Genomic DNA, 24,869 nt, shown 5'->3' on the forward strand with positions numbered 1-24,869 from the left:
CTTGCCGGTACCTGATGCGCTCCGGATTCTGTGAGTCGGATAAGGCGTTCACGCCGCATCCGACAGTCGAGCATCAATGCCTGATGCGCTTCTTATCAGGCCTACCAAACGCACTCCATACACACCTCACTCTATACCCTCCTCACAAATTCGCTCAAATAATAAACAATAAATTCTGTTTTTTGATCTCACCCGGTAAAGTCGCCTATCTTTTCAGCAACAAAACTTGATTAACATCAATTTTGGTATGACCAATGCACCATTCATGTTATTCTCATTAGCGAAGAACATTTTCATTACTGTAACCTGTTGTTAATTAAGAGCTATGTTAATAACCATTAATTAACAATTGGTTAATAAATTTAAGGGGGTCACGTTGACTACGCCATTGAAAAAAATTGTGATTGTCGGCGGCGGTGCTGGTGGGCTGGAAATGGCAACACAGCTGGGGCATAAGCTGGGACGCAAGAAAAAAGCCAAAATCACGCTGGTCGATCGTAACCACAGCCACCTGTGGAAACCACTGCTGCACGAAGTGGCGACTGGCTCGCTTGATGAAGGCGTCGATGCGTTGAGCTATCTGGCCCATGCGCGTAATCATGGTTTCCAGTTCCAGCTGGGTTCCGTCATTGATATTGATCGTGAAGCGAAAACAATCACTATTGCAGAACTGCGCGACGAGAAAGGTGAACTGCTGGTTCCGGAACGTAAAATCGCCTATGACACTCTGGTAATGGCGCTGGGTAGCACCTCTAACGATTTCAATACACCAGGTGTCAAAGAGAACTGCATTTTCCTCGATAACCCGCACCAGGCGCGTCGCTTCCACCAGGAGATGCTGAATCTGTTCCTGAAATACTCCGCCAACCTGGGCGCGAATGGCAAAGTAAACATTGCGATTGTCGGCGGCGGCGCGACGGGTGTAGAACTCTCCGCTGAATTGCACAACGCGGTCAAGCAACTGCACAGTTACGGTTATAAAGGTCTGACCAACGAAGCCCTGAACGTAACGCTGGTAGAAGCGGGCGAACGTATTTTGCCTGCATTGCCGCCACGTATCTCTGCTGCGGCCCATAGTGAGTTAACGAAACTTGGCGTTCGCGTGCTGACGCAAACCATGGTCACCAGTGCTGATGAAGGCGGCCTGCATACTAAAGATGGCGAATATATTGAGGCTGATCTGATGGTGTGGGCAGCCGGGATCAAAGCGCCAGACTTCCTGAAAGATATCGGTGGTCTTGAAACCAACCGTATCAACCAGCTGGTGGTGGAACCGACGCTGCAAACCACCCGCGATCCAGACATTTACGCTATTGGCGATTGCGCGTCATGCCCGCGTCCGGAAGGGGGCTTTGTTCCGCCGCGCGCTCAGGCTGCACACCAGATGGCAACTTGCGCAATGAACAACATTCTGGCGCAGATGAACGGTAAGCCGCTGAAAAGTTATCAGTATAAAGATCACGGTTCTCTGGTATCGCTGTCGAACTTCTCCACCGTCGGTAGCCTGATGGGTAACCTGACGCGCGGCTCAATGATGATTGAAGGACGAATTGCGCGCTTTGTATACATCTCGTTGTACCGAATGCACCAGATTGCGCTGCATGGTTACTTTAAAACCGGATTAATGATGCTGGTGGGGAGTATTAACCGCGTTATCCGCCCACGTTTGAAGTTGCATTAATCGGCTTGTACTGGCGGATGGGGCATAAACGCCTCATCCGCCCTTGAGGAACAGCGCGATGGGTAGCCGCGTTGTATCAGGCATCCTTTCAGACTCTTCTGAATCCCTCAGTTTTTTCTGCTCTTCCCGCGCTTTTCATCTTCTGTCTGATAGCTGCTTTTCTCCTTCGCTTGCATGATTGGCATAACAGCAAAGAAGGAGGTGTTCCCGTGAATAAATCAATGTTGGCGGGTATCGGGATTGGTGTCGCAGCTGCGCTGGGCGTAGCGGCAGTGGCCAGTCTGAACGTGTTTGAACGTGGCCCGCAATACGCTCAGGTTGTTTCTGCAATCCCAATCAAGGAAACGGTTAAAACACCGCGTCAGGAGTGTCGCAACGTCACAGTGACCCATCGTCGACCGGTGCAGGATGAAAATCGCATTACCGGGTCGGTGCTCGGCGCTGTTGCTGGTGGCGTGATAGGGCATCAGTTTGGTGGTGGTCGCGGTAAAGATGTCGCCACTGTTGTGGGGGCGCTGGGTGGTGGATATGCCGGTAACCAGATCCAGGGCTCTCTCCAGGAAAGCGATACTTACACGACTACGCAACAGCGTTGTAAAACGGTGTATGACAAGTCAGAAAAAATGCTCGGTTATGATGTGACCTATAAGATTGGCGATCAGCAGGGCAAAATCCGCATGGACCGCGATCCGGGTACGCAGATCCCGCTAGATAGCAACGGGCAACTGATTTTGAATAACAAAGTATAACAAGGCTGTACTCTGCAATTTGGCCCCTCATTCGCTCAGGCTGAGGGGCTTTTTTTGCGCCTTATTTCACCAGTTCGGGCCATAAACGCAAAGTCGTTCGGGCAATCTGCATCAGTTTTTCCAGCGATGCACCTTCGCGTGCGCTGATCGACATCCCCTGAATAATACAATTAAGGAATTCTGCCAGATGCGTCACGTCACAGTGGGTCGGGATTTCCCCGCGCGCTTGTCGTTGACATAAAAACTGCTGCAAAGTGCGCTCTTGCATCGCATGGCGTGATTTCAGCGTATTGGCGATATCTCCTGAATCCGGGGAGAGGGTGGTGCAGTTGTTGATCATGAAGCAGCCTGCCGGGGTGTCTTTGCTGGTAAAGCAGTTGGCGATGGCAGCAAAATAGTCAGCCAGCGCAGACTCCACGCTTTTCTCTTCACAAAACAGCTGTGCTTCATGCTTAGCGGCAAAGCGATCGATATAACGGTCGAGTACGGCGCGAAATAACCCCTCTTTGTTGGTAAATTCCGCGTATAGCGTGGGCGCTTTGGCTCCGGTCGCTTCGACGAGGTCCGCAAGAGAAGTCGCTTCATAACCGTGCTGCCAGAACAATTTCATGGCCTTATCAAGCGCGGCATCCCTGTCGAACACTTTTGGGCGGCCGCGGCTTTTTTTTACACATTGTGTTGAGTCAGTTGCCATGATGCCGTTGTACCTGGTGACTGTGAATGAAAGGTTATTATAAAAATAATCACCTCCGTTCACCAGTCCACAAACCATAAAAATAATTGCTTTCTATTTAACTGAAATTTAAAGATTTTTAAATTAATTAATGATTGTTATAAAAAATATCTTGTATGTGATCCAGATCACATCTATCATTTAGTTATCGATCGTTAAGTAATTGCTTGCGACGTCATTCATCTGCATAAGGCCACTATTATGAAAAACGTAAAAACCCTCATCGCTGCGGCGATTTTAAGCTCAATGTCATTTGCCAGCTTTGCGGCTGTCGAAGTTCAGTCAACGCCAGAAGGCCAACAAAAAGTCGGTACTATCAGTGCTAACGCGGGGACAAATCTGGGATCGCTGGAAGAGCAGCTGGCGCAAAAAGCGGATGAGATGGGCGCAAAATCTTTCCGTATTACTTCTGTAACCGGTCCGAATACCCTCCATGGAACAGCAGTAATTTATAAATAAGCATTAACCCTCATTAATGCCTGCTACTGCTGATTTTTTCCCCGCGACATGCCGTGTCGCGGGGATTTTTTTATCCAGGATTTACAGAGTTTGTGGGCTCACTTGATGACGGCGGACATCCACCGGCATCCCGGAACGGACATCCATCACATGTTGCATCACTTCAGCGTCAGTTTGTGCTGCATCTTTAAATGATTGCATTGCGCTATTCAGCGTAATTGGCAGCAGCTGCGGATCGTCATCAATCTTCTCAGACAGCGGCTGATGTACTTCAACCAGACGCGCACCGTTTGGTTCGGCAGAGACTTTTATCGGAGTGTTGATGATATTCACTTTGGTGCCTGGGGTGACCTGGCTAAAGAGTGTTTTGATATCGTCATCCCGCAGACGAATACAGCCAGAACTTACCCGCATGCCAATGCCGAAATCGGCGTTCGTACCATGAAGCAAATAAACGCCGCCATAGGCCGCCAGACGAATCGCATGATGGCCCATTGGGTTATCCGGTCCTGCCGGCACTATCGCAGGCAACTCAATTCCCTGTGCCTTATACCGCGCGCGGATGTTTGCCGTTGGCGTCCAGGTTGGGTTTGCACGTTTGTCTGAAACGGTAGTCACCATCGTTGGCGTCAGCGTGTCACCACCTAACTGACCAATGCCGATGGGATACACGGTTACCGAATTTTTACCCGGCGGGTAGTAATAGAGACGCAGCTCCGCAATGTTGATCACAATGCCTTCGCGCGGCGCGTCTGGAAGTAGGGTTTGCAACGGGATCGTTAACACGCTACCCGCGCGCGGTACGTAAGGATCAACGCCGGGGTTAGCCTGTAACAGAGCGAGAAAGCCGACGTTATATTTTTTGGCGATCGCTTCCAGAGAGCCACCGTCATTTTCCACCACATGAAATTTGTTTTCACCAACCAGACGACTGCCCGCTTGCGGCAGCGGCCAGGTGTTGGCTTTTGCCGGTAGCGCCAGCGCCACGGCAGCGGCGAACGTAAAAAACGTTAGCCAGCGAGAAAAATGCGTTTTGATCATCACCAAAAATCCATAATAAATATAAGGTTATTGTAATAAACAGATAAGCCTGAATTATGGAGGGTGACAGTGTCGGATAGTGCAGGGAAGTGCAAAGAATTTGTAAATGTTGCAGATGGGGGCGCAGAAACGCCCCCGATTTACCATTAAGCGATCGCGTTCTCTTCCAGTTCACGCATAAACTGGCGTACCCATTCGATACGCGTTTTCCGCTCGCTCAAATCCTGAATAAACTTCAGACGCGTCGGACCATCAAGGCGGTAATGCTGCGGCTGTTTTTGCAGTAAACCAATCAACCAGGCCGGATTAACGTGATTCTTCTCGGCAAATTCGATCACGCCGCCTTTCTCATTACCTTCCAGCTTCCTGATCCCCAGTTTCTGCGCTTGCTGGCGCAGACGGGCAATATCCAACAGGGTACGCGCCGGATCCGGCAGCAGGCCGAAGCGATCGATAAGCTCGACTTTGATCTCTTCCAGTTCGTTTTCCGTTTTGGCGCTGGCAATACGTTTGTAGAACGACAGACGCGTGTTCACGTCAGGGATGAAATCATCTGGCAATAGCGACGGCATCCGCAGCTCGACTTCTGTTTGCTGGCTGGTGAGATCTTCCAGCGACGGCTCGCGTCCGGCTTTCAGCGCATCGACGGCGTTTTCCAGCAACTCCATATACAGCGAGAAACCGATGGTTTCCATTGAGCCGCTTTGTTCTTCGCCAAGCAGTTCACCTGCGCCGCGGATCTCCAGATCGTGCGTTGCCAGCGCAAAACCTGCACCGAGATCTTCCAGCGAGGCAATCGCTTCAAGACGTTTTTGCGCATCGGTAGTCATCGCTTTTGGATGCGGCGTTAGCAGCCATGCATATGCCTGGTGGTGCGAACGCCCGACGCGACCGCGCAACTGGTGCAACTGTGCCAGACCGAAGTGATCCGCACGTTCAATGATAATGGTGTTGGCGGTAGGAATGTCGATCCCGGTTTCGATAATGGTGGTACAAACCAGCACGTTGAAACGTTGATGATGGAAATCATTCATCACCCGTTCCAGTTCGCGCTCACGCATTTGCCCGTGACCGATGGCAATCCGCGCTTCAGGCACCAGTTCTGCCAGCCGTTCGGCGGCTTTCTGGATGTTTTCCACATCATTGTAAAGATAATAAACCTGCCCCCCGCGCAAAATTTCACGCAGGATCGCCTCCCTGACCACCAGGCTGTCATACTCACGGACAAAGGTTTTAACTGCCAGACGACGGGCGGGCGGCGTGGCGATAATCGACAGGTCACGCATTCCGCTCATTGCCATATTCAGCGTACGTGGGATCGGCGTTGCGGTAAGTGTCAGAATATCCACGTTCGCCCGCATCGCTTTAATGCGCTCTTTATGACGCACCCCGAAGCGGTGTTCTTCATCGACAATCAGCAGACCTAAATCTTTAAACTTGACGTCATTTTGCAGCAGTTTGTGCGTACCGATCAGAATATCGATTTTCCCTTCCGCCACTTCCGCAAGGATTTGCGTCTGCTCTTTGGCGCTACGGAAACGGGAGATCATTTCGATGCGTACTGGCCAGTTAGCGAAACGGTCGCGGAAGTTGTCGTAATGCTGCTGCGCGAGAAGGGTGGTAGGCACCAGCACCGCCACCTGCTTGTGGTTATCTACTGCCAGGAAAGCGGCGCGCATCGCCACTTCTGTTTTACCAAAGCCAACATCGCCGCACACCAGACGATCCATTGCCAGCGGCTGACACATGTCGCTAAGTACCGCATTAATGGCCTGTGCCTGATCCGGCGTGGTTTCAAACGGGAAGCTGTCGCAGAACAACTGATACTGCTCACGATCGTGTTTAAACGCGAAGCCCTCTTTGGCGGCTCGTTGCGCGTAGATATCCAGCAATTCTGCTGCCACATCACGCACTTTTTCCGCCGCTTTCTGCCGAGCGCGTGACCACGCATCGCCGCCAAGTTTATGCAGCGGGGCGTTTTCTTCCGCGCCACCCGCGTAACGGCTAATCAGATGCAGTGACGACACCGGAACATACAGTTTGGCGTCGTTGGCATAGGTGAGCATCAAATACTCGCCAGTAATGCCGCCCGCTTCGAGCGTGGTCATTCCGGCATAGCGGCCGACACCGTGCTCCAGATGGACCACCGGCTGACCAATATGCAGCTCCGCGAGGTTACGGATCAGTGTATCGGGGTTGATGGTGCGGCGAGAGTCCTGACGACGACGGGCAACACGTTCACCGAGCAGATCGCTTTCGCAAATCAGCGCCAGATTACGCACCGTATCGACAAAACCATGTTCGGCAGCGCCAATCATCAGATAACGCCCACGGTCTTTGGCTTCATCAAGACGCATAATGCGTTGCGGAGCAATTTTAATTCGCGCGAGCAGTTCACCCAGCGCTTCACGGCGACCTTCACTTTCTACCGAGAACACCACCGGACCGTCGAAAGACTCGAGGAACTTACGCAGCGCATCCAGCGGTGCTTTTTGTTGTGCCTGAACGGCCAGGTCTGGCAGTTTCTGGAAACCTAAATTGGCATTCGCGGCTTTTGTCGGTAAATGTTCAGTTTTTAGCTGCACTCGGGGCCAGTTTTTCAGCTCTGAGAAGAGCTCGTCCACCCGCAGCCAGAGCGATTGTGGTGGCAACAGTGGGCGCATCGGATCGACGCCGCGATTCTCAAAACGCGCCAGCGTGTCAGCCTGGAAACGTTCGGCACTGTTTTCCAGATCGCCAGTATTCACCAGCAAGGTATTGGCAGGGAAATAACTGAACAGCGGCGGCAGTGGTTCGCTGAAGAATAGCGGCTGCCAGTACTCGATCCCGGCAGGTAATGTGCCTTTACTCACTTGCTGGTAAATATGTTCCGGATCGCGCTTCACTTCGAAGGTATCGCGCCACTGGCTGCGGAACAGTTCAATTGCCGCTTTATCGGTCGGAAATTCGTGCGCGGGCAGCAGATTGATCGCTTCTACTTCCTCCAGCGTGCGCTGGCTGTCGACGTCAAACACCCGCAGGCTGTCGATTTCATCATCAAAGAAATCAAGACGATAAGGCAGCTCACTCCCCATCGGGAAGAGATCCAGCAACGCGCCGCGCGTGGCGTATTCGCCGTGCTCCATCACCTGGTCAACATGGCGATAACCGGCGCTGTCCAGTTGGGTTCGTAATGCATCTCGTGACAGGCGCTGACCTTTTTTCATCACCAGCGCATGGCCGTGGAGAAAACTGTGCGGGCAAACGCGCTGCATAAGCGTATTCACCGGAACAATCAGTACGCCACGCTGCATCGTCGGTAGCTGGTAAAGGGTGGAAAGGCGCGAGGAGATAATGTCCTGATGAGGCGAAAAACTGTCGTAGGGAAGAGTTTCCCAGTCCGCCAGATTCATCACCATCTGGTCGGTAAACTGGCTAATTTCATCATGCAAACGCAGAGCATTTTGCATATCTGGCGCAATAAGCACCACTGGTCCGGCGTGACGTTCGGCAATTTCCGCTACCAGCGTCGCGCAGGCAGCGCCAGTTAACTCGCCCAGCAGACGCTGCTCACCCGCTTTGACGGGCAGCGTATAACGATATTGTTCAGGCATAACGGTTGTCAGATTCTCGTTAGGATATGCCTCAACATATGGGGGCATATCTCTGATAAGCAATGCTGTTCATTATCCGTAATCGACATGGTTTAGCAAATTGAATCGCCCCGGCTGGGGCGATGGCTTAGCGGGAGTAACTGACGGCCGCGGGCAGAGAAGGCGGGGAAAACAACAGATCGCTGAATGCGCGCTGTGAAAGTTTTCTTACCAGCAAGCCCGCAACAGTACAGAGGAACAAACTGACAAAGGGATAAACCAGCAGGAGTGTCAGTTCGACTTGCGGCGACAAGCGTGCTGCGTTCATTTGCGCAAGCAGAGTTAAGCTGAATATTTCAACCAGAATGCGATGGGTGGTGTAGATAGCAATGGTGTTGGAACCAATCACATTAAGCAGGCTGGTGGAGCGCATACCGAAACGTTGCTCGTATTGATAAAACAGCTTTATGATCACCACAATCGATACCAGCGACAACAGCAGCGAGATAGTACACAACCAGGCACCGACCGCCAGAACGGTCAGCAAAGAAGCCATCAGCAGATGGCGGCGCAACGGCACCTCTTTAACACAGGTCATTAATGTTGCGCCAAACCATGCGCCAAGGCTGTAATAAGGCAAATTGCGGATCACACTGTTCATTCCCCACCACGGCGTGGGAACGAAATTAACCGCCACACTCATCAGTACAAACAAGGCGAATAGTGGCAGCGCCAGACGGCTAAAAATTTTACATACCACGAAATAGACAATTAACGCATACAGATACCACAAACTGGTGCTGGCGGTGATCATCCCGTGCAGGAACTCACCGGTGGAATCGGCATACGCGGCATTGGAGGCATTGCTTAAATCGCGCTCAGGTGCCAGCCACTGGTTCAGCGCACTTAACGCCAGCCACTGCACCACACCCCAAAGCGCCAGCACCCAGAAGATGTTCCAGATGCGTTTATCGAGACAATTTCCCCACGGTACGCTGTCGATATAGCGGCGAATCAAATAGCCGGAAATAAAGAAAAAAACCGGCATACGAAAGGGGGCAAGGTAAAGATTGAAATAGATCCAGCATTTGCTCAGGACTTCCGATAACGGATGCTGAAAAGTGGTGAGATGCGGATAAAAGGTAATGACCGAGTGATAAATCACCACCAGACAAATACATAACCCTTTGATCTGGTTAATCCATAGCTCTTTTTGTTTCATCAGGAGAACACGCTCTTTTTATTTAACATGCTGTTGATCCTGAGGGGCCAGTCGCGTGGTGTAATGCGTATCTGTCTGTATTTGGTTATTTTTCAGATAAAGATCAGGCCACAAGGCCAATGAGAAAATGAGGCCCTTTAGTCGATTGATTTGCTGGTACTTTTCAGATTAGCCCTGACGATCACTTACAGTTCAGACGTTTACCCATCCCGCTTTCGCTTATATACTCGTGTCTTTGCTACAGCAACCAGACGGATTTCATGTACCAACCTGTCGCTCTATTTATTGGCCTGCGTTACATGCGTGGGCGTGCAGCGGATCGCTTCGGTCGTTTCGTCTCCTGGCTTTCTACCATCGGCATTACCCTCGGGGTGATGGCGCTGGTCACAGTATTGTCAGTGATGAACGGCTTTGAGCGCGAGCTGCAAAACAACATCCTTGGCCTGATGCCACAGGCAATTCTCTCTTCTGAGCATGGCTCTCTTAACCCGCAGCAACTCCCGGAAACGGCAGTCAAACTGGACGGCGTTAATCGCGTCGCACCTATTACTACCGGTGATGTGGTACTGCAAAGCGCGCGCAGCGTGGCGGTCGGGGTGATGCTGGGTATCGACCCGGCGCAAAAAGATCCACTAACGCCGTATCTGGTCAATGTGAAACAAACTGACCTCGAGCCGGGGAAATATAATGTCATCCTCGGTGAACAGCTTGCCTCACAGTTGGGCGTCAATCGCGGTGATCAAATCCGCGTGATGGTACCATCTGCCAGCCAGTTCACGCCGATGGGGCGTATTCCAAGTCAGCGCCTGTTCAATGTGATTGGCACTTTCGCCGCCAACAGTGAAGTCGATGGCTATGAAATGCTGGTGAATATTGAGGATGCCTCGCGTCTGATGCGTTATCCGGCAGGCAATATTACCGGCTGGCGTTTGTGGCTGGATGAGCCGCTGAAAGTCGACTCATTAAGTCAGCAAAAACTGCCTGAAGGCAGCAAATGGCAGGACTGGCGTGACCGTAAAGGCGAGCTGTTCCAGGCCGTACGCATGGAAAAAAATATGATGGGCTTACTGCTGAGCCTGATTGTCGCCGTTGCGGCGTTTAACATTATTACCTCGCTAGGGCTGATGGTGATGGAGAAGCAGGGCGAAGTAGCGATCCTGCAAACGCAAGGCTTAACTCCGCGACAAATCATGATGGTCTTTATGGTGCAAGGGGCCAGCGCTGGGATTATCGGTGCGATCCTCGGAGCGGCGCTTGGCGCACTGCTTGCCAGCCAGTTGAATAATCTGATGCCGATAATCGGCGTCCTGCTTGATGGTGCGGCGCTGCCGGTCGCTATCGAGCCTTTACAGGTCATTGTTATTGCGCTGGTGGCGATGGCTATCGCGCTGCTGTCTACGCTTTACCCTTCCTGGCGCGCTGCCGCCACTCAACCCGCTGAGGCTTTACGTTATGAATAAGATCCTGTTGCAATGCGACAACCTGTGCAAACGCTATCAGGAAGGCAGTGTGCAAACCGATGTACTGCACAATGTCAGTTTCAGCGTCGGCGAAGGTGAAATGATGGCGATCGTCGGCAGCTCTGGTTCCGGTAAAAGCACCTTGCTGCACCTGTTAGGCGGGCTGGATACGCCAACCTCCGGCGATGTGATCTTTAACGGTCAACCGATGAGCAAACTGTCTTCGGCGGCGAAAGCAGAACTGCGCAACCAGAAGCTGGGATTTATTTATCAGTTTCACCACCTGCTGCCGGATTTTACTGCCCTGGAAAACGTGGCTATGCCGCTGCTGATTGGCAAGAAAAAGCCCGCTGAAATCAACAGCCGTGCACTGGAGATGTTAAAAGCGGTGGGTCTGGAGCATCGTGCGAATCACCGCCCATCTGAACTTTCTGGCGGCGAACGCCAGCGTGTGGCGATTGCCCGTGCGCTGGTCAATAACCCGCGTCTGGTACTGGCGGATGAACCTACCGGTAACCTCGATGCGCGTAACGCCGACAGCATCTTCCAGTTGCTTGGGGAGTTGAATCGTTTGCAGGGCACCGCCTTCCTGGTGGTTACTCACGACCTGCAACTGGCGAAACGTATGAGCCGCCAACTGGAGATGCGTGATGGTCGTCTGACGGCGGAACTGAGCCTGATGGGGGCGGAGTAATGGCGATGCCTTTATCGTTATTAATTGGCCTGCGTTTTAGTCGCGGACGGCGGCGCGGCGGCATGGTGTCGCTGATCTCCGTCATTTCTACCATCGGCATTGCCCTCGGCGTGGCGGTATTGATCGTCGGCTTAAGCGCGATGAACGGCTTTGAACGCGAACTGAATAACCGCATTCTGGCGGTGGTGCCGCATGGTGAAATCGAAGCGGTGGATCAGCCGTGGACTAACTGGCAGGAAGCACTGGATAACGTGCAGAAAGTGCCGGGTATTGCCGCCGCTGCGCCGTATATCAATTTCACCGGACTGGTAGAAAGTGGTGCCAATCTGCGCGCAATCCAGGTGAAGGGCGTTAACCCGCAACAGGAACAGCGTCTGAGCGCATTACCCTCGTTTGTCCAGGGCGATGCGTGGCGCAATTTTAAAGCGGGCGAACAGCAAATTATCATCGGCAAAGGCGTGGCGGATGCGCTGAAAGTGAAGCAGGGCGATTGGGTATCGATTATGATCCCCAACTCGAATCCCGAGCATAAACTGATGCAGCCAAAACGTGTGCGTTTGCACGTTGCCGGTATTTTGCAGTTGAGTGGTCAACTCGATCACAGTTTTGCCATGATCCCGCTGGCGGATGCCCAACAATATCTTGATATGGGTTCCAGCGTGTCAGGTATTGCCCTTAAAATGACGGATGTTTTCAACGCCAATAAGCTGGTACGCGATGCGGGTGAAGTGACCAACAGCTATGTTTATATTAAAAGCTGGATTGGTACTTACGGCTATATGTATCGCGATATCCAGATGATCCGCACCATTATGTATCTGGCGATGGTACTGGTGATTGGCGTGGCCTGTTTCAACATCGTCTCCACCTTAGTGATGGCGGTGAAAGACAAGAGTGGCGATATCGCAGTATTAAGAACGCTGGGGGCGAAAGATGGTTTAATTCGCGCCATCTTTGTCTGGTATGGATTGCTGGCAGGGCTGTTCGGCAGCCTGTGTGGGGTGATTATCGGCGTAGTTGTTTCACTGCAACTTACCCCTATTATTGAGTGGATCGAAAAGCTGATCGGTCATCAGTTCCTCTCCAGCGATATCTATTTTATTGACTTCCTGCCATCGGAATTGCACTGGCTGGACGTCTTCTACGTACTGGTCACAGCATTGTTGCTGAGTCTTTTGGCAAGTTGGTATCCGGCGCGGCGCGCCAGTAATATTGACCCTGCGCGAGTCCTTAGCGGCCAGTAAAGGCAGTACATTAAAACAAGGAGCGGCAATGTATTACGGGTTTGATATTGGTGGAACAAAAATTGCGCTAGGCGTGTTTGATAGCGGTCGACAGTTGCAGTGGGAAAAGCGGGTGCCGACACCGCGTGACAGCTATGACGCATTTTTAGATGCAGTGTGCGAGCTGGTAGCCGAAGCTGATAAGCGTTTTGGCTGTAAAGGTTCTGTCGGCATCGGTATTCCGGGAATGCCGGAAACAGAAGATGGTACGCTGTATGCCTCCAATGTCCCTGCTGCCAGCGGTAAACCGCTGCGTGCCGACCTGAGCGCACGTCTTGATCGCGATGTACGCCTTGATAACGATGCCAACTGTTTTGCCCTTTCTGAAGCATGGGATGATGAATTTACTCAATATCCACTGGTGATGGGGTTGATTCTCGGCACCGGCGTTGGCGGCGGGCTGATTTTCAACGGTAAACCAATTACCGGTAAAAGCTATATTACCGGCGAATTTGGCCATATGCGTCTGCCGGTTGATGCGTTAACCATGATGGGGCTGGATTTCCCGTTACGCCGCTGCGGCTGTGGTCAGCATGGCTGCATTGAAAATTATCTGTCTGGTCGCGGTTTTGCGTGGCTGTATCAACACTATTATCATCAACCGTTGCAGGCTCCTGAGATCATTGCGCTTTATGATCAAGGCGATGAGCAGGCAAGGGCGCACGTTGAGCGTTATCTGGATTTATTAGCGGTTTGTCTGGGAAATATCCTGACCATTGTTGACCCTGACCTGGTCGTCATTGGTGGAGGCTTATCGAATTTCCCGGCAATCACAACGCAACTGGCGGACAGGCTGCCTCGTCATCTCTTACCTGTAGCTCGTGTTCCGCGCATTGAACGCGCGCGCCACGGTGATGCGGGGGGAATGCGTGGTGCGGCCTTCCTACATCTAACCGATTAATCAACAGAGGTTGCTATGCTGTCGCGTCGGGGTCATCGGTTAAGTCGTTTTCGTAAAAATAAACGCCGCCTGCGCGAGCGTTTGCGTCAGCGTATTTTTTTCAGAGATAAAGTGGTGCCGGAAGCAATGGAAAAACCAAGAGTACTCGTACTGACAGGGGCAGGGATTTCTGCGGAATCAGGTATTCGTACCTTTCGCGCCGCAGATGGCCTGTGGGAAGAACATCGGGTTGAAGATGTGGCAACGCCGGAAGGTTTTGATCGCGATCCTGAACTGGTGCAAGCGTTTTATAACGCCCGTCGCCGACAGCTGCAGCAGCCAGAAATTCAGCCTAACGCCGCGCATCTTGCGCTGGCTAAACTGCAAGACGCCCTCGGCGATCGCTTTTTGCTGGTGACGCAGAATATCGACAACCTTCATGAGCGTGCCGGTAACACCAATGTTATTCATATGCATGGGGAACTGCTGAAAGTTCGTTGTTCACAAAGTGGTCAGGTTCTCGACTGGACCGGAGACGTTACCCCAGAAGATAAATGCCATTGCTGCCAGTTCCCGGCACCCTTGCGACCGCACGTAGTGTGGTTTGGCGAAATGCCACTCGGCATGGATGAAATTTATATGGCGTTGTCGATGGCCGATATTTTCATTGCCATTGGTACTTCGGGGCATGTTTATCCAGCGGCTGGGTTTGTTCACGAAGCGAAACTGCATGGCGCGCACACCGTGGAACTGAATCTTGAACCAAGTCAGGTCGGTAATGAATTTGCCGAGAAATATTACGGCCCGGCAAGCCAGGTGGTGCCAGAATTTGTTGAAAAGTTGCTGAAGGGATTATAAAGCGGGAAAAATTGCCTGATGCGCTACGCTTGTCAGGCCTGTGAAGGGGCGCAATTAATTGAATTTGCAGGTTTTGTGGGCCGGATAAGGCGTTCGCGCCGCATCCGGCATAATACATGCGAACTTTACTGCCTCTTTTACCGTTTACTCGTCCATAGTAACGCGGCAATAAACGTACAGACACCAATCAGCCCTGCCCAGAGTGGCGATATTCTGGTAATCGCAAAGCTGTTATCGATATACAAACATAAAGCCTGATAACCCATATTGGCAACAGCCATCGCCACTGCAAATTTTAACGCATAATAAAGGCGCGTTGTGTAGTTAAAAAATGCAGCAAAGACGATGAATGCAACTGCCCAGGCAAAAAGGCCTAATGTCGTGGTACTGCCGGGTGGATCATTTTCATGCTGTTGTCCGGGATGCGGATAATATGTCAGTGGTGGCGTCGGTTGTTTTAATATCTGTGCTTGTAAAACAGCCAATGCATTATTGATACCCTGATACCAGAGATCCGCATGTAAATAAGCCAGCGTGTGATTTTCTACCAGAAGGCCGAGATGTTTATCGTCCATACTGCTTTCGACCTGGCCGTTGGTTATCATAATTAACCGTGGCTCGCGGGTAGTAAAGAGTAACAGAACACTTCCTTTTACATTACTCATTGAAGATGCCGCATGCGCCAGCATCGCTTTGCCATTTTGCCTGAGACTGGCTTCATTATTAATGTCGGGTAAAACCACAATAAACGGTACAACTCCGGTTTGTTGGCGAAAAAGTTCGGCTTTATGCGCGATCTCTTCAGCATCTGGTACAGTACCGGTAACATCCGTAAAAAGTGTCTTCATTATTGGAATTAAGGGCTTACTGATTGCCGTCAGAGGCAGGAACATCAGTAAACTGAGCAGTATCATGATTTTTTTCATGGGCGGGACTTCCGTTTCCTGCGTGTCTTTTTAGAGGAGGGCATACTGATTAATAAACCGACGGCGATAAAAATAACGCCCATAATGCCGATAAACCCCCATTTAAAAAAATTAACCCACGGGTTATTTATCTCAGCCTTTTCAGGATGTCCTGGAGAATAATAAACATTAACTTTATCGCCTTCGCTGTCTTCATAAAAATCGCTGCCAATACTCGAATTGAAAATTAGCGTGTAATCTGGCGTCGGACGAAAGGCAACGACGGGATACCACGAACCATTTTTACCCGTGCGATGAGAATGACTGGAGTGCCAGACGGTATCAACAATGACGCCTTCAGTATGAATCGCGTCTTTGCTATAGGTGAACTGGTTATAAAAGATAACAACAGAAATGAGGATCAGTACCAGACCGATACCGAAGAATATACGAAAGAAAACTTTACTGTCCTGACTCATTAGCCACATCCTTGCTAAATAAAAAACGGGCGGTAATACCACCGCCCGATTGCTGAATTAACGTCCTGCTTTCAGCTTCTGATAATACTCTTCATAAATGCTGCTGGCTGCGCCAACGTCATTCTGCCATTCACCATTTTTAATGGTTTCAGCATCCGGGTAGAGCGTTTTGTCGTTCGCCACTTCAGGACTTAACAGCTTACGCGCCGCAAGGTTTGGCGTTGGATAACCGATAGTTTCAGCAACCTGTTTTGCCACATCGGGGCGCAGCAGGAAGTTGATCAATTTCAGCGCACCTTCTTTGTTTTTGGCATTTGCCGGGATCGCCAGGCTGTCCATCCAGAAAATGCCGCCTTCTTTCGGCCACACCACGTCAATTGGCGTACCCGCCTGCCGTGCAACGAAAGCAGAACCGTTCCAGATCATGCCGAGGTTAACTTCGCCTTCCATGTACGGGTTAGCCGGGTTATCGGAGTTAAACGCTGCGACGTTTGGCATCAGTTTTTTCAGCTCGTTATATGCAGCTTCAATCTCTTTCGGATCGGTAGTGTTACCGGAGTAGCCCAGTTTGCGCAGCGCCATCTGGAACACTTCACGGGCATCGTCGGTCAGCAGCAGGCTGCCTTTGTACTCAGGCTTCCACAGATCGGCCCAGCTGGTAACGGATTTCGGATCTACCGCATCACCGTTAACGCCAATCGCCGTCGCACCCCAGATATACGGAATGGAGTAGTCGTTATTCGGGTCAAACGGCTTGTTGAGCATGTCTGGATCGAGGTTGCTGAAATTGCTTAACTTCGACTTGTCGATCTTCTGGATCATCCCTTCTTTACGCATTTTATCGACGTAATAGGTTGAAGGAACCACCAGGTCATAGGCACCGTCTTTGTACGTTTTCAGCTTGGCATACATGGTTTCGTTCGACTCGTAAGTCGAATAGATAACCTTAATACCGGTTTCTTTGGTGAACTGTTCAAGCAGTCCTGGCGGCACGTACTCGGTCCAGTTGTAGAAATACAGCGTGTTGTTGTCATCGGCGTGAGCGGCGCTCATGCCCAGTGCCAGAGCACCCGCCGCGAGCAGGTGGCGTGACCATTTTTTCATTTAACGTCCCCTGTGTTACCTTTCGTTTTATCACGAGCAATAAGCTGGCTGGCAATTACCATCACCAGCGACAGCACCAGTAATATGGTTGCCAGCGCGTTAACTTCCGGCGATACGCCGACTTTGACCATCGAATAAATTTTTAACGGCAGAATTTCATAACTCGGCCCGGTGACAAACGAAGAAACCACCACGTCGTCCATCGACAGGGTAAAGCTTAACACCCAGCCCGCCGCTACCGCTGGCATTGCCAGTGGCAGAATGATTTTTCGCAGAATGGTAAATTCGCTGGCACCGAGATCTTTCGCCGCTTCCAGCATTCGCACGTCAAAACCTTTCAGGCGCGAATACACTGTCACTACCACAAATGGCAGGCAGAAGGTGATATGCGAGAACAGCAGCGACCAGAAGCCAAGCTGAATACCCAGCAGCATAAACAGCACCAGCAGCGAAATCGCCATCACGATATCTGGTGACATCATCACCACAAACAGCATTCCGCTAACGAACGGCTTACCACGAAAGCGATAACGGTACAGCGCAACTGCCGTCAGTGAACCGATAAGCGTAGCAAACGTCGCCGAAAACACCGCCATTGTTAGTGAATGCTGCGCTGCCTGTAACAGGCTGTCGTTGTTCATCAGCAGGCTATACCATTTGGTGGTAAAACCTTGCCAGTTGATGCCAAAGCGCGAGCTGTTAAAGGAGTTCACAATCAAAATAATGATTGGGATATACAGGTACGCGTAGATAGCGGTCATAAAACCGCCGCGAAGCAGTCGACCGATCATTCGAGTTCCACCTTTTTGTTCAGCAGACGAGAAGCGCGCCAGTAAACCAGCAACATCAGGCCCATTACGATAGTCAGCGTAATGCTGGTGGCTGCACCAAACGGCCAGTCACGAATATTGAGGAACTGTACTTTGATGACGTTACCGATCAGCAGGTTTTTCGCACCGCCCATCAGGTCGGACACATAGAACAGGCCCATCGCTGGCAGCATCACCAGCAGACATCCGGCAATAATCCCCGGCATCGTCAGTGGAATAATGATGCGGATAAAAGTCTGTAACTTGCTGGCACCGAGATCGCGCGCCGCCTCAAGCAACGGCTTATCCAGTTTTTCGATACTGGAGTACAGCGGCATCACCATAAACGGTAGCAGAATGTAAACCAGACCGATAATCACCGCACTGGGCGTGAACATGATGCGAATTGGTGTATCAATAACGCCCAGCCAGAGCAAAAACTCGTTGAGATAGCCTTTGGTGCTGAGGAAAATTTTCAGCCCGTAGATACGAATCAATGAGTTGGTCCAGAACGGAACAATCAGCAGAAACAGCAGCAGCGGACGCACCTTGTGTGGCAGCTTCGCCAGAAACCAGGCAAACGGATAGCCAAGCACCAGGCAGGCGAGGGTGGCGATCAGCGCCATATTCAGCGAGTGCAATAGCACTTCAAAATAGAGCGGATCGAGCAGACGCGTGTAGTTATCCAGCGTAAAGACCATTTTGACGAAACTGGTGTCGTCGCGGGTCAAAAAGCTGGTGCCAATGATCATCAGGTTGGGCAGAAAGACAAACAACACAAGCCAACCGACAATAGTGACAATCACTACATTCTGGAACTTACTTGTGTTCTTCATCAGCCAGTACGACCTCCCAGCTTTCTACCCAATTAATGGCCATTTTTTGGTCGAGAGAGTGGTCAAAGTCAGGATCGTCTTCATTGAAGAATTCGCTGACCATCACCATCTTGCCATTTTCCAGTTCAACAACCGACTCCAGCGTCATGCCTTTGTAGTTACGCTCGCGAACGTAACCAATCAGCCCTTCAGCGTGGTTGTCGTCGTTAATCTCTTCAACACGTAAGTCTTCCGGGCGCAGCAGAACATGCAGTTTTTGCCCCGGTTCAACGGCGAAGTTAACGTAGATATTACATTCGCGGCCTTCAACGTTGGCGCGTACGCGCTGCTCGTCGAGACGTTCGATGACAGTGGCGTTAAACATATTGATTTCGCCAATAAACCCAGCAACAAACAGGTTTTTCGGCTCTTCGTAGATTTCACGCGGCGTGCCGTCTTGCTCAATGCGACCATCGCGCATCACCACGATCCTGTCCGACATGGTAAGTGCTTCTTCCTGGTCGTGAGTTACGAACACGAATGTAATGCCAAGCTTACGCTGTAACGCTTTCAGCTCGTTCTGCATCTGTTTACGCAGTTTGTAATCCAGCGCTGAGAGCGACTCATCCAGCAACAACAGACGAGGCTTGTTAACCACCGCGCGAGCAATGGCGACGCGTTGCTGTTGACCACCAGAGAGCTGATGCGGTTTGCGTTGAGCGAAGGTTTCCAGCTGCACCATCCGCAGGGCTTCCATCACGCGGGGCGTAATTTCAGCAGCGGGGGTTTTTTGCATGCGCAACCCAAAGGCCACATTTTCGAACACGGTCATGTGGGGGAAAAGTGCATAGCTTTGGAAAACAGTATTCACATAGCGGTTTTCCGCCGGAACGTGGGTGATGTCCTCGTTATCCAGCATGATGCGTCCGGAATCAACAGTTTCCAGACCTGCAATCAGGCGAAGAACGGTTGTTTTACCGCAGCCAGAAGGGCCAAGCAGCGTGAGGAACTCGCCATTGTTGATAGTCAGATCCAGCTGGGGAATGACCTCTTTACCATCAAAGCATTTGCGAATTCCCGCCAATTGCACCAGCGGTGAAAGCGAACTCGGTTGTTTATTCAATTTTTTACTCTGTCCCATGTAAACGCAACGGATGGCTTACCGATGCGGGGTTTGTGGTTAACCACCTTGGTGACTCTTAATGAGGGCGGTAATTCTACGGCAAACCGCTTGAATCGCCAATCTTTGTTGTGAATTACTGGCTTAGCTTTATATTCATTAAGGTAATGCTGATAAATATTCCCGCTTGCAGGGGTAAAAGTGACCTGACGCAATATTTGTCTTTTCTTGCTTCTTAATAATGTTGTCACAAAAAGTGAGGGTGACTACATGGATAAACTACTTGAGCGATTTTTGAACTACGTGTCTCTGGATACCCAATCAAAGGCAGGGGTGAGACAGGTTCCCAGCACGGAAGGCCAATGGAAGTTATTGCATCTGCTGAAAGAGCAGCTCGAAGAGATGGGGCTTATCAATGTGACCTTAAGTGAGAAGGGCACTTTGATGGCGACGTTACCGGCTAACGTCCCTGGCGATATCCCGGCGATTGGCTTTATTTCTCATGTGGATACCTCACCGGATTGCAGCGGCAAAAATGTGAATCCGCAAATTGTTGAAAACTATCGCGGTGGCGATATTGCGCTGGGTATCGGCGATGAAGTTTTATCACCGGTTATGTTCCCGGTGCTGCATCAGCTACTGGGTCAGACGCTGATTACCACCGATGGTAAAACCTTGTTAGGTGCCGATGACAAAGCAGGTATTGCAGAAATCATGACCGCGCTGGCGGTATTGCAACAAAAAAACATTCCGCATGGTGATATTCGCGTCGCCTTTACCCCGGATGAAGAAGTGGGCAAAGGGGCGAAGCATTTTGATGTTGACGCCTTCGATGCCCGCTGGGCTTACACCGTTGATGGTGGTGGCGTAGGCGAACTGGAGTTTGAAAACTTCAACGCCGCGTCGGTCAATATCAAAATTGTCGGTAACAATGTTCACCCGGGCACGGCGAAAGGCGTGATGGTAAATGCGCTGTCGCTGGCGGCACGTATTCATGCGGAAGTTCCGGCGGATGAAAGCCCGGAAATGACAGAAGGCTATGAAGGTTTCTATCACCTGGCGAGCATGAAAGGCACCGTTGAACGGGCCGATATGCACTACATCATCCGTGATTTCGACCGTAAACAGTTTGAAGCGCGTAAACGTAAAATGATGGAGATCGCCAAAAAAGTGGGCAAAGGGTTACATCCTGATTGCTACATTGAACTGGTGATTGAAGACAGTTACTACAATATGCGCGAGAAAGTGGTTGAGCATCCGCATATTCTCGATATCGCCCAGCAGGCGATGCGTGACTGCGATATTGAACCGGAACTGAAACCGATCCGCGGCGGTACCGACGGCGCGCAGTTGTCGTTTATGGGATTACCGTGCCCGAACCTGTTCACTGGCGGTTACAACTATCATGGTAAGCATGAGTTTGTGACTCTGGAAGGTATGGAAAAAGCGGTGCAGGTGATCGTCCGTATTGCCGAGTTAACGGCGCAACGGAAGTAAGCGAAAAGGGATGCGGCATGTGATGCCGCATCCGGCTTAAATCCAAACTTACCCTTCGAAGAACCAGTATCCGCTATTGACCAGCGCCGCGAGCATCGCGAGGAATGACGGATCTTCCAGCGCATCGCCAAAATTCTCCGCGGTCAGCGCAATGTTGCTGGCGAGCGCATCCAGTGCCGGACGGTGCGGGGAATCGATCTTCTCACCATTGGCATACACATCGTCGCCAATGCGCAATACGCGCAGACCCCCCAGGCGCACCAGCACATCACCTTGTTTCAGCGCATCGTAGATTTCATCCGGCTGATAAGGCGGCTCTGGCGGCGCGATATCCAGTTCATGACGTGACTGGGATATAAACTCGCCAAACCATTGCTTAAAATGTTCTGGCTGGTTGATCAATTCGAGCATCATCTCACGCAGTTTATCCATCTCTTGCGGCAGAACGTCCGCAGGATGAGCGCGAGGTGGAACATCAGGATCGCTGTAGTAGTTGCCGCCCAGTTCACGTTGCAGCACATAATCGGCAAATCCGCTAATCAGTTCCCGCGTATTTGGCGCGCGAAAACCTACGGAATAGTTCATCGCATTTTCCAGCGCGTAGCCTTCATGCGGGAATCCTGGCGGAATATAAAGAATATCGCCAGGCTCCAGCTCTTCATCGATGATGGCTTCGAACGGATCGACCTGTAACAGATCCGGGTGCGGGCAGTGCTGTTTCATTTGCAGCTTTTCGCCCACTCGCCAGCGACGACGACCGGTACCCTGAATGATAAACACGTCGTACTGATCGAGATGCGGGCCGACGCCGCCGCCCGGTACAGAAAAAGAGATCATCAGATCATCAATACGCCAGTCCGGTAGTTCACGGAACGGTCGCATTAGCGCGGCGGTCGGCTCATGCCAGTGGTTCACTGCCTGTACCAGTAACGACCAGTTGGTTTCACCGAGATGATCGTAGCTTTCGAACGGGCCGTGGCTGACCTGCCATTTGCCATCCTGGTGACTGACCAGTCGACTGTCGACTTCGCTTTCCATCGCCAGACCCGCCAACTCGTCTGGAGAGATCGGGTCAATAAAATTATTAAAGCCGCGTTTTAACACCACCGGGCGTTTCTGCCAGTGACGTTCAAGAAAATCGGGCCAGTTAAGAGTGAGTTGGTATTCCATGTTAAGCATCCACAGGCTGGTATCTGCAACCGATTATAACGGATGCTTAACGTAATGCGTGAAGTATGGACATATTTATTCATCTTTCGGCGCAGAATGCTGGCGACCAAAAATCACCTCCATCCGCGCACCGCCCAGCATGCTCTCTCCGGCGACGATTTTACCCTCATATTGCTCGGTGATTTCGCGGGCTACCGCCAGCCCTACACCTTGCCCAGGGCGTAAAGTATCAACCCGTTGACCACGGTCGAAAATGACCTCTCGCTTGCTTAATGGAATACCGGGGCCATCATCCTCGACCACAATATAGAGATGCTCGTCGGTTTGCCTTGCAGAAATTTCGACAAACTCGAGGCAATATTTACAGGCATTATCCAGCACATTGCCCATCACCTCGACAAAATCGTTCTGCTCACCAACAAAGCTGATCTCTGGCGAAATATCGAGAGAGATATTGACCCCTTTGCGTTGATACACTTTGTTCAGCGCCGAGGTGAGATTGTCCAACAGTGGGGCGACCGGATGCAGCTCGCGGCTAAGCAATGTCCCGCCGCGCATACTGGCACGATGCAGGTAGTAGCCAATTTGCTGTGAAATGCGGCTGATTTGCTCCAGCATTACCGGCTCAGCATCACTGACGCTCATCTTCTCACTACGCAGAGAACGCAGCGTACTTTGCAGCACCGCCAGTGGCGTTTTCAGACTATGGGTCAGGTCGGTGAGCGTCGTACGATATTTGTCGTAACGTTCGCGTTCACTTTTTAACAGTCGGTTCAGGTTTCGTACCAGACTGGTCAGTTCTCGCGTTGTGGCTGGATTGAGCAATTCGCGGTTATGTTCTTCCAGTTCGCGGACTTCTTTTGCCAGGGCTTCGATGGGGCGTAAACTCCACCAGGCGGCGACCCACAGCAGCGGGATCACTAACAGCAGATTGGCTGAGAGCACATAGATAAACCAGCTCCAGACCATATAGGAACTTTTTAGCTCCACCGGAATGGTATCCACCACCACAATGGTTAACTTTGGCATCCGCGATGTTGCCGGGTAGACGTTTACCGCCACCGAGTGGGTCATCTCCGCGTCGTCATCATCTTCCCGCACTTCCTGCAACTGTTGCTGTATCGAATGATCTCCACTCAGCAAGAGGCTGGTATCGTTAACATCCGCTTCAATTTCATGAAAACCATTCGATTTCAGCCAGTCAGGCTGGATCATCTTCATCAGCCAGGGCACGTCACGTTGCGCCCATAAAAGCTGCCCGTTCTCATCATAAATTAGCGTCATGGTGGGGCTTTGCTTGTCGATATTTTCGGGTAACTCGACATGCAACTTATTGTTTTCCCACTTCGCAAGGGTATAGAACAGATTGCTCTCGCCACGTAACAGCCGAAACGTGGTTTTATCGAAACTGACGCTATAACCGATCAGCGCGACCATTCCGTAGGCAAGCGAAAGCACCAGTACTACCGCTGCCGTTGCCAACAGAAAACGTACCCGCAGCGAGAGCGGGAAAAAAAGACGCAGTAATTTTTTCATCAGCGCAATTCGAACAGATAGCCCTGGCCGCGAACGGTGGTAATCACTTCTTGCGGATATTGTGCCTGAATTTTTTTGCGCAGACGTCCCATCAGTACATCAATGGTATGGCTTTCCCGCAGCTCCGCATCCGGATAGAGTTGGAGCATTAACGAATCTTTGCTGACCACTTTGCCATTATTGCGTATCAACGTTTCCATAATGGTGTATTCGAACGCGGTCAGTTTGATCACTTCGTCATTAATAGATAATTCACGGCGAGAGAGATCAACCTGAAACGGGGGTAGCGAAATGACCTGTGAAGCCAGACCGCTATTACGCCGCATTAATGCCTGCATTCGCGCCATCACCTCTTCAATATGAAATGGTTTAGTCACGTAATCATCAGCACCGGCACTTAATACTTCGACTTTGTCCTGCCAGCTTTCACGGGCGGTTAATACCAGAATCGGGAGTGAAACATCGTTGCTACGCCAGCGGCGAATCAGTGACAGACCGTCCTCGTCAGGCAATCCGAGATCGACAATCGCAATATCCGGTAAATGTTCATTGAGATAATAATCGGCTTCTTTGGCATCTTCTGCGTCATCGACCTGATGACCAGCATCCTGAATCTGAACTTTAAGGTGGTGACGTAACAACGCATTGTCTTCAACAACCAGTACGCGCATTTTTATTTCTCCCTGTCTTAATTATTAAAATAGTGTAACGCGATTATGTGGTTATGGGGGTAAACATTAAATAAACCAGCGGGGGAGGGGAGGTAAAGTGAAAAAATAAAAAGCGGATAATCTTAATAAGC

At 51.0% G+C, this 24,869-nt stretch carries 22 protein-coding genes; 9 read left to right on the plus strand and 13 right to left on the minus strand.

Annotated features, from left to right (window positions below):
* Positions 1-376: 376 nt before the first annotated feature.
* Together ndh and ACJHX7_RS01845 are read left to right on the plus strand one after the other, a co-directional pair.
* Positions 377-1,681, plus strand: coding sequence for an NADH-quinone dehydrogenase (ndh, locus tag ACJHX7_RS01840; protein WP_022645532.1), 1,305 nt, complete (start codon positions 377-379; stop codon positions 1,679-1,681).
* Between the two features lie 209 nt (positions 1,682-1,890).
* Entirely contained in the window at positions 1,891-2,430 is a 540-nt protein-coding gene (locus tag ACJHX7_RS01845) for a glycine zipper 2TM domain-containing protein (protein ID WP_001571254.1), read from the plus strand.
* Between the two features lie 61 nt (positions 2,431-2,491).
* Here ACJHX7_RS01845 and comR read toward each other — a convergent pair whose 3' ends face one another.
* Positions 2,492-3,124: a TetR family copper-responsive transcriptional repressor ComR gene (comR, locus tag ACJHX7_RS01850; protein WP_001356845.1), complete on the minus strand. Its 633-nt coding sequence runs from the start codon at positions 3,122-3,124 to the stop codon at positions 2,492-2,494.
* 240 nt (positions 3,125-3,364) lie between these two features.
* Between comR and bhsA the strand changes: the two genes are divergently transcribed.
* Complete coding sequence (gene bhsA, locus ACJHX7_RS01855) at positions 3,365-3,622, plus strand: multiple stress resistance protein BhsA (protein ID WP_000800153.1); 258 nt, start codon at positions 3,365-3,367, stop codon at positions 3,620-3,622.
* Between the two features lie 81 nt (positions 3,623-3,703).
* Here the strand turns inward: bhsA and ldtC are convergent, their stop codons facing one another.
* The 3 genes from ldtC to ACJHX7_RS01870 all read right to left on the minus strand — a co-directional run bounded on the left by ldtC (position 3,704) and on the right by ACJHX7_RS01870 (position 9,457).
* Positions 3,704-4,666 carry a L,D-transpeptidase LdtC gene (gene ldtC, locus ACJHX7_RS01860; protein ID WP_075861944.1) on the minus strand — a complete coding sequence of 321 codons (963 nt, stop codon included), beginning with the start codon at positions 4,664-4,666 and terminating at the stop codon, positions 3,704-3,706.
* 143 nt (positions 4,667-4,809) lie between these two features.
* Positions 4,810-8,256: a transcription-repair coupling factor gene (mfd, locus tag ACJHX7_RS01865; RefSeq protein WP_094029796.1), complete on the minus strand. Its 3,447-nt coding sequence runs from the start codon at positions 8,254-8,256 to the stop codon at positions 4,810-4,812.
* Between the two features lie 127 nt (positions 8,257-8,383).
* Positions 8,384-9,457, minus strand: coding sequence for an acyltransferase family protein (locus ACJHX7_RS01870; protein ID WP_094029795.1), 1,074 nt, complete (start codon positions 9,455-9,457; stop codon positions 8,384-8,386).
* A gap of 260 nt (positions 9,458-9,717) precedes the next feature.
* Here ACJHX7_RS01870 and lolC point away from each other — a divergent pair, with 260 nt between their 5' ends.
* From lolC to cobB, 5 genes are read left to right on the plus strand one after another with little or no spacing between them, the layout of a single operon-like run.
* Positions 9,718-10,917 carry a lipoprotein-releasing ABC transporter permease subunit LolC gene (gene lolC / locus ACJHX7_RS01875; protein ID WP_000284714.1) on the plus strand — a complete coding sequence of 400 codons (1,200 nt, stop codon included), beginning with the start codon at positions 9,718-9,720 and terminating at the stop codon, positions 10,915-10,917.
* Entirely contained in the window at positions 10,910-11,611 is a 702-nt protein-coding gene (gene lolD, locus ACJHX7_RS01880; RefSeq protein ID WP_001033695.1) for a lipoprotein-releasing ABC transporter ATP-binding protein LolD, read from the plus strand. Before lolC ends, lolD begins: the two co-directional genes overlap by 8 nt.
* Positions 11,611-12,855, plus strand: coding sequence for a lipoprotein-releasing ABC transporter permease subunit LolE (lolE, locus tag ACJHX7_RS01885; RefSeq protein ID WP_094029794.1), 1,245 nt, complete (start codon positions 11,611-11,613; stop codon positions 12,853-12,855). The genes lolD and lolE overlap by 1 nt, the downstream gene beginning before the upstream one ends.
* 28 nt (positions 12,856-12,883) lie before the next feature.
* Positions 12,884-13,795: an N-acetylglucosamine kinase gene (nagK, locus tag ACJHX7_RS01890; RefSeq protein WP_000291251.1), complete on the plus strand. Its 912-nt coding sequence runs from the start codon at positions 12,884-12,886 to the stop codon at positions 13,793-13,795.
* 15 nt (positions 13,796-13,810) lie between these two features.
* Entirely contained in the window at positions 13,811-14,632 is an 822-nt protein-coding gene (gene cobB, locus ACJHX7_RS01895) for a Sir2 family NAD+-dependent deacetylase (RefSeq protein ID WP_000952736.1), read from the plus strand.
* Positions 14,633-14,769: 137 nt separating this feature from the next.
* On the opposite strand, the gene ACJHX7_RS01900 is transcribed toward cobB, so the two are convergent.
* From ACJHX7_RS01900 to potA, 6 genes are read right to left on the minus strand one after another with little or no spacing between them, the layout of a single operon-like run.
* Positions 14,770-15,558, minus strand: a complete 789-nt coding sequence (locus tag ACJHX7_RS01900) for a TPM domain-containing protein (protein WP_000723293.1) — start codon at positions 15,556-15,558, stop codon at positions 14,770-14,772.
* Entirely contained in the window at positions 15,555-16,016 is a 462-nt protein-coding gene (locus tag ACJHX7_RS01905) for a DUF3592 domain-containing protein (RefSeq protein WP_001313748.1), read from the minus strand. The genes ACJHX7_RS01900 and ACJHX7_RS01905 overlap by 4 nt, the downstream gene beginning before the upstream one ends.
* Before the next feature lie 57 nt (positions 16,017-16,073).
* Positions 16,074-17,120, minus strand: coding sequence for a spermidine/putrescine ABC transporter substrate-binding protein PotD (potD, locus tag ACJHX7_RS01910; protein WP_000759309.1), 1,047 nt, complete (start codon positions 17,118-17,120; stop codon positions 16,074-16,076).
* Positions 17,117-17,911: a spermidine/putrescine ABC transporter permease PotC gene (gene potC / locus ACJHX7_RS01915; RefSeq protein WP_000580316.1), complete on the minus strand. Its 795-nt coding sequence runs from the start codon at positions 17,909-17,911 to the stop codon at positions 17,117-17,119. Before potC ends, potD begins: the two co-directional genes overlap by 4 nt.
* Positions 17,908-18,765 carry a spermidine/putrescine ABC transporter permease PotB gene (gene potB / locus ACJHX7_RS01920; RefSeq protein WP_044863733.1) on the minus strand — a complete coding sequence of 286 codons (858 nt, stop codon included), beginning with the start codon at positions 18,763-18,765 and terminating at the stop codon, positions 17,908-17,910. The genes potC and potB overlap by 4 nt, the downstream gene beginning before the upstream one ends.
* Positions 18,749-19,885, minus strand: coding sequence for a spermidine/putrescine ABC transporter ATP-binding protein PotA (potA, locus tag ACJHX7_RS01925; protein ID WP_000531594.1), 1,137 nt, complete (start codon positions 19,883-19,885; stop codon positions 18,749-18,751). Before potA ends, potB begins: the two co-directional genes overlap by 17 nt.
* 249 nt (positions 19,886-20,134) lie before the next feature.
* Between potA and pepT the strand changes: the two genes are divergently transcribed.
* Entirely contained in the window at positions 20,135-21,361 is a 1,227-nt protein-coding gene (pepT, locus tag ACJHX7_RS01930) for a peptidase T (protein WP_000359446.1), read from the plus strand.
* Between the two features lie 48 nt (positions 21,362-21,409).
* Here pepT and roxA read toward each other — a convergent pair whose 3' ends face one another.
* The 3 genes from roxA to phoP all read right to left on the minus strand — a co-directional run bounded on the left by roxA (position 21,410) and on the right by phoP (position 24,738).
* Complete coding sequence (roxA, locus tag ACJHX7_RS01935; RefSeq protein WP_001295435.1) at positions 21,410-22,531, minus strand: [50S ribosomal protein L16]-arginine 3-hydroxylase; 1,122 nt, start codon at positions 22,529-22,531, stop codon at positions 21,410-21,412.
* A 75-nt stretch (positions 22,532-22,606) separates the two neighbouring features.
* Entirely contained in the window at positions 22,607-24,067 is a 1,461-nt protein-coding gene (gene phoQ / locus ACJHX7_RS01940) for a two-component system sensor histidine kinase PhoQ (RefSeq protein ID WP_000735412.1), read from the minus strand.
* The gene (gene phoP, locus ACJHX7_RS01945; protein WP_001265481.1) at positions 24,067-24,738 is read right to left on the minus strand and encodes a two-component system response regulator PhoP; all 672 of its coding nucleotides are present in this window, start codon (positions 24,736-24,738) and stop codon (positions 24,067-24,069) included. The genes phoQ and phoP overlap by 1 nt, the downstream gene beginning before the upstream one ends.
* Between the last annotated feature and the right edge of the window lie 131 nt (positions 24,739-24,869).

The organism is Escherichia sp. WS1451, from assembly GCF_046487365.1.
GTDB lineage: Bacteria > Pseudomonadota > Gammaproteobacteria > Enterobacterales > Enterobacteriaceae > Escherichia > Escherichia coli.